The sequence below is a fragment of the Acinetobacter apis genome, assembly GCF_900197575.1.
Taxonomy (GTDB): Bacteria; Pseudomonadota; Gammaproteobacteria; order Pseudomonadales; family Moraxellaceae; genus Acinetobacter; species Acinetobacter apis.
The window spans coordinates 26,792-35,211 of sequence record NZ_FZLN01000008.1; the positions used below are offsets into that span (position 1 = coordinate 26,792).

The 8,420-nt window shown below is 39.5% G+C and carries 9 protein-coding genes; 6 read left to right on the forward strand and 3 right to left on the reverse strand.

Going from position 1 to position 8,420, the window contains the following annotated elements; genetic code table 11:
- Window positions 1-44 precede the first annotated feature (44 nt).
- Window positions 45-701, forward strand: a complete 657-nt coding sequence (locus CFY84_RS11005) for an HAD hydrolase-like protein (RefSeq protein ID WP_407640208.1) — start codon at window positions 45-47, stop codon at window positions 699-701.
- Window positions 702-705: 4 nt separating this feature from the next.
- On the opposite strand, the gene CFY84_RS11010 is transcribed toward CFY84_RS11005, so the two are convergent.
- From CFY84_RS11010 to CFY84_RS11020, 3 genes are all read right to left on the reverse strand, one after another.
- Complete coding sequence (locus CFY84_RS11010) at window positions 706-1,596, reverse strand: DMT family transporter (protein ID WP_088824404.1); 891 nt, start codon at window positions 1,594-1,596, stop codon at window positions 706-708.
- An 88-nt stretch (window positions 1,597-1,684) separates the two neighbouring features.
- Entirely contained in the window at window positions 1,685-2,137 is a 453-nt protein-coding gene (gene hemJ / locus CFY84_RS11015) for a protoporphyrinogen oxidase HemJ (RefSeq protein ID WP_088824405.1), read from the reverse strand.
- 20 nt (window positions 2,138-2,157) lie between these two features.
- Entirely contained in the window at window positions 2,158-3,387 is a 1,230-nt protein-coding gene (locus CFY84_RS11020; protein WP_088824410.1) for a beta-ketoacyl synthase N-terminal-like domain-containing protein, read from the reverse strand.
- Between the two features lie 259 nt (window positions 3,388-3,646).
- On the opposite strand from CFY84_RS11020, the gene CFY84_RS11025 reads away from it, so the two are divergent.
- The 5 genes from CFY84_RS11025 to CFY84_RS11045 form a co-directional block, all read left to right on the forward strand.
- Window positions 3,647-4,681, forward strand: a complete 1,035-nt coding sequence (locus CFY84_RS11025) for an EcsC family protein (RefSeq protein ID WP_088824406.1) — start codon at window positions 3,647-3,649, stop codon at window positions 4,679-4,681.
- Between the two features lie 299 nt (window positions 4,682-4,980).
- On the forward strand, window positions 4,981-5,355 hold the full coding sequence (gene rpsL / locus CFY84_RS11030) for a 30S ribosomal protein S12 (RefSeq protein ID WP_002050319.1): 375 nt from the start codon (window positions 4,981-4,983) through the stop codon (window positions 5,353-5,355).
- A gap of 158 nt (window positions 5,356-5,513) precedes the next feature.
- Window positions 5,514-5,984, forward strand: a complete 471-nt coding sequence (rpsG, locus tag CFY84_RS11035) for a 30S ribosomal protein S7 (protein WP_088824407.1) — start codon at window positions 5,514-5,516, stop codon at window positions 5,982-5,984.
- Window positions 5,985-6,108: 124 nt separating this feature from the next.
- Window positions 6,109-8,241 carry an elongation factor G gene (gene fusA, locus CFY84_RS11040; RefSeq protein ID WP_088824408.1) on the forward strand — a complete coding sequence of 711 codons (2,133 nt, stop codon included), beginning with the start codon at window positions 6,109-6,111 and terminating at the stop codon, window positions 8,239-8,241.
- A 92-nt stretch (window positions 8,242-8,333) separates the two neighbouring features.
- Window positions 8,334-8,420 (forward strand): GTP-binding protein (locus CFY84_RS11045; protein WP_001029592.1); only part of this gene is annotated, 87 nt, incomplete at its 3' end.

Genomic DNA, 8,420 nt, shown 5'->3' on the forward strand with positions numbered 1-8,420 from the left:
TAACCTTTTTTTCGAATGATTAATCACAAATGTAAGGAATTCATGTGAAAAATAAGAAATATCTGCTCCTTGATCTAGATGGTACTTTGACCGACCCGAAAGAGGGAATTCATGGTTGTATACGCTATGCTTTAAATAAGCTTGATTTGCCTTTAGATCCGAATGTGAATATTGATTGGACCATTGGTCCACCGCTTAAAAATTCATTCAAAATCTTATTAAATACAACAGATGACACATTGGCAGAACGTGCATTAGTGTATTACCGTGAGCGATTTTCAACAGTGGGATTATTTGAAAATCAAATTTATCCGACAGTTCAAGCCACATTACAGACTTTGGTGGAACGTGGCTATAATTTATATCTAGCGACAGCCAAACCACAAATATATGCTCAGCAAATTTTAACCCACTTTAATATCGCACAATATTTTCGTTTTGCTTATGGCAGTGAACTTAATGGTGATCGTACCAATAAAGCAGAATTAATCGCTTATATTTTAGAAAAAGAGGGGATTTCTGCCCAAGATGCGGTCATGGTGGGTGACCGCAAATATGACATTATTGGTGCTCACGCCAACCATATGCCTGCAATTGCAGTGACTTATGGTTATGGTAGCGCAGCAGAACGAGCAGAATACGTACCTGATGACACGATCGATTGTTTTTCAGCATTATTAACCCATTTTAATGCTTTATAAGGCATTAATCACGTGAGCGTTTTTTGAACCATTCTGGTTTAAATTCACTGATGATAATGCCTATTAAGACAAACAGAGCACCTATTAAGGCATATGGTGATAAGCGTTCACCTGCAATGCGACCAAAAATTCCTGCCCAAACTGGTTCACCTGCGTAAATCAAAGTGGCACGAGCTGGGTCAACATATTGTTGTGCCCAGTTCATAGTAAATTGAATGATTGCACTTGATAGACCAATTGACAGTAAAATTAAAATCAATGTCCATGAAAATTCAGGAATACTATGTTCATTCATGAGCGGCATACTCATGAAGGCAAAGAGTGATGCAAATAAAAGCTGTAAAATGGTGACACGTTGCAAATTAACATGCTTAGCAAAGAGCCCAATAAAGATAATTTCAAGAGCAATTGCAAAAGCACCAAATACTGTAATAGCTTGTCCTGTGCTTAAAGAAAACTCAAAGGTGTGGTTACCTGTTAGTAAAACCAATCCAATAAAAGCAAAAATAATTCCTGTCCATGTAGACCATTGAGGTGCTTTTTTAAACATAACCCATTGAAATAAGGGCACCAGTGGAACATATAGCGCAGTTAAAAAAGCAGACTCACTGCTTAAAATAGTTTGTAACCCTACCGTTTGAGCCCCATAGCCTAAAGTAATGGTTGCACCAATGGCAGCACCCGCTGCTAAATCTTTTAAAGTGGTTCCTTTAAGTATTTTTAATGAAAAAAAACTGACTACGCATGCTGCAATTAAAAAGCGACATCCAACAAAAAACATTGGACTCGTTAACGTCAACGCATGCTGCACAATTAAAAAGGTTCCTCCCCAAATAATTGTAATTAAGATCAGGGCAATTTCAGGGAATCTTGAATGTTTTGTATTGGTAATCATGAGGTAATCATTAAACTTATTTTAATGATAAGTATAATATAAAGTGCAGCTTGAAGATGGCTTTAAGTATTAAAATAAAAAACCCCAGTTAAAACTGAGGTTTAATCACAACGAGTAATACAACAACGACTAATATGATGGTGGGCAGCTCATTAAACATACGCCAAAATTTATGTGACTTACAATGTGGATCCTCAATAAGTTTTTTTCGGTAATAGCCACATACCAAGTGGTAGATGACCAACAAACCGACTAAACCAACTTTGATATAAAACCACAATGCTTCATGGTAATGACGTGTAGCATCACCCCAATCTACTAAAAAATGCGCCGTGATGAGCGTAGCAACCATGGCTGGCCACATAATGCCACGGTAAAGTTTACGTTCCATGACTTCAAATTGGCGATGATTAACAGCATCATTGCTCATGGCATGATAAACATATAACCGTGGTAAATAAAACAGCGCTGCAAACCAACACACTACAGCAATAATATGTAGCGCTTTAACCCACAAAAAACCATCAGATGGCGCATCCATCATAAGTTGTCCTATTTAAATTAGTTTGCCCATTTTTTAAAGACTAAGCAGGCATTGACACCACCAAAACCAAAGCTGTTACTCATAACTGTATTCAATTCAGTATCACGCTTTTCAAGTACAATATCAAAACCTTCAGTACCTTCATCAAGTTCAGTCACATTAATGTTTGGTGCAATAAAGTTATTTCTTAACATTAATACTGAATAAATGGCTTCTTGTACACCCGCTGCACCTAAACTATGTCCAGTCATTGACTTGGTTGAGCTGACTGCAGGAACTTTACCTTGACCAAAAGCGTTTTCCATTGCTTTTAATTCTGTAATATCGCCAGCTGGGGTTGATGTTCCGTGAGTGTTGACATAATCGATTTGCTCAACGCCATGTTGTTTGGCTTCTTCAAGTGCCATTAACACACAACGTGTTGCACCTTCACCGCTTGGAGCAACCATGTCTGCACCATCACTATTGGCAGCATAGCCAACAATTTCAGCCAAAATATTTGCACCACGTGCCTCAGCATGTTCTAAAGATTCAAGTACAAGAACACCGCCACCACCCGCAATCACAAATCCGCTACGGTCTTTAGAATATGGACGAGAAGCTGATTCAGGTGTCTCATTAAATTTATTACTTAGGGCACCCATGGCATCAAATAATAAGCTTTGTGACCAATGGTCTTCTTCACCACCTGCTGCCAACATTAAATCTTGTTTACCAAGCGCAATTAAATTATAAGCATAGCCGATTGCATCAGCAGACGTGGCACAAGCACTTGCCACAGAGTGTGCCACACCTTGTAATTTAAATGCAGTACCTAAGTTTGCAGTGATTGTATTGGTCATATTGCGTGGTACAAAAAATGGACCAACTTTACGTGCACCTTTACTTTCTAGAATTTCATTCATTTCAATCACAGATGCTGTTGAACCACCACCTGAACCACCTACAATACCGTAACGTGGGTTTTCACCAAGGCTTTCAACAGTCAGTCCAGCATGTTGAATGGCATCAAGTGCTGAATTATATGCATACATTGCACATACACCCATGAAACGCTTGAGTTTACGGTCAATATGGTCAAAGTCTTGTTTTGCTGACGCGCTCACATGGCTTTTAAAATTGAGATCAACATGTACTTGGTTTAAATGGGTCCCTGAAATACCGTTTTTTAATGAATGAGTGACTTCGTCTAAGGTATTCCCAATACATGAGTTAATACCCATACCTGTGATAACAACACGTTTCATTGCAATGCTTCCTAATTCAGTAATGTGATTGAGTTCAATCAAGTGTGATTTTGATATCATTCATATTTATCATCTTGATTTATCATAGCAGAAAGCGTTTTTAAATCTTATGGCAAATAAGACGTCTATTTCAATTATTATAGAAATTGCGACCAATTAGCTCATCTTTAACTAAAAGATACATATTCAAGTTGTGATCAAAGCAGCTATCTTCTAGTATTTATCAATAATTTAAAGAAAAACGAAGAGGGGAACTGCCATGTCAAATTATACCCGTGACCGCTCAACAAATAAATTGAGTGGTGCTTTTGGGGTGGCTAAAAAGCTCAGTCAGGCAGGTTTAGACAAGTTAAATGCACGTGGTCGAGGGCAAAAAACAGTACAAACAGGTGCTGGACGCTCAAAACAGGTCATCGATGGTCAAGCTGAAGAAAAGAATGCTGCATTTACTACGCCACAAAGTATTGTTCGGGAATATGTACCGAATTTGTCACGCCAACTTCTTGGCCGACATCATGGTCGTTTAAGCCAAATTGTTGGTTTTGTATCTCCTGTGGGTTTAGATGGTATCTCTGATTATTTATTTACGCGTTTAAATCAGTTTTCTGAGCAGTTAAGTTCAGTCGATAAAGTCTTAGAACAAGCAGGGGTTAAACATTTAGATCATTTAAAGCAAGATGTCTCTAGATCAGGTCGTGTTAGTCAGGCATTGATTGAACAAAATAAATATTTGGCAGCAGCGCAAGGCGGGGTATGTGGTGCAGCAGGTGCAGTCGGATCAGGGCTTGATATTCCATTATCGATTGTTTTGGTATTAAAAACAGTCTATCAAACAGGCCGTGCTTATGGCTTTGAGCTTAAAGCAGAAGATCAAGATATTGTTGCATTTATTTTTAAACAGATTCAACTTGATTCCATTATGGAAAAACAGACGCTGTTGATTGCAATTCGCACAGTGTCTAATGCCATTAAAAGCTCAGATATTGCCGAGCTACAACGTTTAATTGGTTCAGAGAATGATTTAACTTGGATTAAAAATTTTATTCATGAACGTTTTGATGATGTTGATCTCAACGTATTGAGTAAAGTTCCTAAACTCTCAGCCATTACCAAGTTGACGCCTGTAGTCACTTTATCAATTGGTACAGTCTATAGTTGGAAGTTAATTGAAGATGCAGGGCAAAATGCTCAGCATGTGTTTTCAGTCGCGCGAGATTATTTGATCCAACATCCAGAACAAGATCTAAGTGCATTGGCTGCATATCAGCAGGCTGTAAACCAATTACAGCAGTAAATGTATTGGACGTTCTTTTCATCAAGCTGTCTTGTTTGCACGCTAAAGTGCTGCTTTGAATTTGCTAGGCATTCGAAGCGTTAAATTACGTGTTTATGAACTGAAAATCAGCATCAAATTGCATAGTGTCAGCGCTTAAAAGCACATGCTTAAATAAAAAAATTAGACAGATCAGATCTAAATGATCAGAAAGTGTTGCTTGTATTGACCATGCTCCGCTTTTTGACTACAATTATGTGCCCTTAAAAAGAGTTATATTCTCTTTTTCCGGGGTTTTTTATTAACGGGAGAATTGCCATATGGCAACAACGAATCAATTGATCCGTAAGGGTCGTACAACTTTGGTTGAAAAATCCAAAGTTCCTGCACTAAAAGCATGTCCACAACGTCGTGGTGTATGTACACGTGTTTATACAACAACACCGAAAAAACCTAACTCTGCAATGCGTAAAGTATGCCGTGTTCGCTTAACTTCAGGTTTTGAAGTATCAAGCTACATCGGTGGTGAAGGCCATAACCTTCAAGAGCACAGTGTTGTTCTAATCCGTGGTGGTCGTGTTAAAGATTTACCAGGTGTACGTTATCATACCGTTCGTGGTTCATTAGACTGCGCAGGCGTAAAAGATCGTAACCAAAGTCGTTCTAAATACGGTACTAAACGTCCTAAAAAATAATTTTTAGGCGTTAAAACGAAATAACCTTTTTAGCGTTTCGCTTGTTTGATTTTCTTTAGATTGAAATCAAGCGACGTATAGTAAGGCCAGCGTCAGTACATGACACTTGTACAAACTGCTGGATTATCCTGAAGTGTCATATTATTAGGTGTATTAACATGCCAAGACGTCGCGTAGTCGCTGCCCGTGAAATCCTTCCGGATCCTAAGTTTGGTAGCCAAACAATCGCTAAATTCATGAACCACGTAATGCAAGACGGTAAAAAATCGATTGCAGAAAGTATCGTTTACGGTGCTTTAGAACGCGTTCAAGAAAAAAATAAAGTAGACCCAGCTGACTTTTTCGAAACAACTTTAGAAAAAGTTCGCCCAATGGTTGAAGTAAAAGCTCGCCGTGTTGGTGGTGCTACCTACCAAGTACCTATGGAAGTACGCCCATCCCGTCGTACTGCTCTAGCGATGCGTTGGTTAGTAGATGCTGCTGCTAAGCGTTCTGAAAAAACAATGGCTTTACGTCTTGCTGGCGAGTTGCTTGATGCAGCTGAAGGCAAAGGTGCAGCAATCAAAAAACGTGAAGACGTGCACCGTATGGCTGAAGCCAACAAAGCCTTCTCTCATTACCGTTTCTAAGCGGATAAAACAGGCATTTACAAAAAAAATGTTTAAGATACTTGTATTTTTGACATTTGAACGCATTAAGCTTTTAAACTTAATGCGTCCTGTTTTATAAATAACATTAGGAATGTAAGACATCATGGCTCGTCAAACCCCTATTTCTCAATACCGTAACATCGGTATTTCTGCACATATTGATGCAGGGAAAACTACAACCACAGAACGTATCTTGTTTTACACAGGTGTATCTCACAAAATTGGTGAAGTACACGATGGTGCAGCAACGATGGACTGGATGGCACAAGAGCAAGAACGTGGTATTACTATTACGTCTGCTGCTACAACATGCTTCTGGTCAGGTATGGCTAACCAATTCAAGCAACACCGTATCAACGTAATTGATACTCCAGGACACGTAGACTTCACGATTGAAGTTGAACGTTCTATGCGTGTTCTTGATGGTGCGTGCATGGTGTACTGTGCTGTAGGTGGTGTTCAACCTCAGTCTGAAACAGTTTGGCGTCAAGCAAACAAATATAAAGTGCCTCGTTTAGCATTCGTGAACAAGATGGACCGTACTGGTGCAAACTTCTTCCGTGTTGTTGAACAAATGAAAACACGTCTTGGCGCGAATCCTGTACCAATTGTTATTCCAATCGGTGCTGAAGATACGTTCAAAGGTGTTGTTGACTTACTCGAAATGAAAGCGATCATTTGGGATGAAGCATCTCAAGGGATGGAGTTTGCATTAGGTGATATTCCTGCTGAACTAGTTGCGACTGCTGAAGAATGGCGTGTCAACATGGTTGAAGCTGCAGCTGAAGCATCTGAAGAGTTGATGGACAAGTACTTAGAAGAAGGCGATCTTTCTAAAGAAGAAGTGATGCAAGGTCTTCGTGCTCGTACATTAGCAAGCGAAATTCAAGTGATGCTATGTGGTTCTGCGTTCAAAAACAAAGGTGTTCAGCGTATGCTGGATGCGGTGATTGAATACTTACCATCGCCAACTGAAGTTCAAGCAATTCGTGGGGTTCTAGACGATAAAGCTGAAACAGAAGCAACACGTGAAGCATCTGATGAAGCGCCATTCTCTGCACTTGCATTTAAAATCATGAATGATAAATTCGTGGGTAACTTAACGTTTATCCGTGTTTATTCAGGTGTGTTAAAGCAAGGCGATCCAGTATTTAACCCAGTTAAATCAAAACGCGAACGTGTTGGTCGTATTGTGCAAATGCACGCTGCTGACCGTCAAGATTTAGAAGAAATTCGTGCGGGTGATATCGCTGCGTGTGTAGGTCTTAAAGACGTTACAACAGGTGATACATTATGTGATGAGAAAAACATCATTACACTTGAGCGCATGGAATTCCCAGATCCTGTAATTGCACTTGCTGTTGAACCAAAAACCAAAGCTGACCAAGAAAAAATGTCTATCGCTTTAGGTCGTTTAGCAAAAGAAGATCCATCATTCCGTGTACGTACGGATGAAGAATCTGGTCAAACGATTATTGCTGGTATGGGTGAGCTTCACCTTGACATTATTGTTGACCGTATGAAGCGTGAATTTAACGTTGAAGCAAATATTGGTAAACCAATGGTTGCTTACCGTGAAACAATTCGTAAAACGGTTGAGCAAGAAGGTAAATTTGTTCGTCAAACAGGTGGTAAAGGTAAGTTTGGTCATGTCTATGTTCGTTTAGAGCCTATGGGCGCTGATAGCGAAAAAGAATACGAATTTGCTGAAGAAGTTGTTGGTGGTGTTGTACCAAAAGAATTCTTTGGTGCTGTAGACAAAGGTATTCAAGAGCGCATGAAAAATGGTGTTCTTGCAGGTTACCCAATTGTTGGCATTAGAGCGGTTCTGTTTGATGGTTCTTACCACGATGTCGACTCAGATGAATTGTCGTTTAAAATGGCAGGTTCATATGCGTTCCGTGATGGCTTCATGAAAGCAGATCCTGTGCTTCTTGAACCAATCATGAAAGTTGAAGTTGAAACTCCAGAAGATTACATGGGCGATATCATGGGTGACTTAAACCGTCGTCGTGGTATGGTTCAAGGTATGGATGATCTACCTGGTGGTACGAAAGCAATTCGCGCAGAAGTACCGCTTGCTGAGATGTTTGGTTATGCAACGCATATGCGTTCAATGTCTCAAGGTCGTGCAACTTACTCAATGGAATTTGCTAAATATGCTGAAACACCACGTAACGTGGCGGAAGGCATCATCACTAAATTCCAAACTGGTAAGAAAGGTGATGACGAGTAATTTTTAATTGCTCTGTTGCGACATTTTAATATTAAGTTAAAAAAACTAATGCTCATGAGTAACATCATGAGCACTAAGAAAGGAAAGTCATCATGGCTAAAGCTAAGTTTGAACGTAATAAGCCACACGTAAACGTGGGAACAATTGGTCACGTCGACCATGGTAAAACAACACTAACT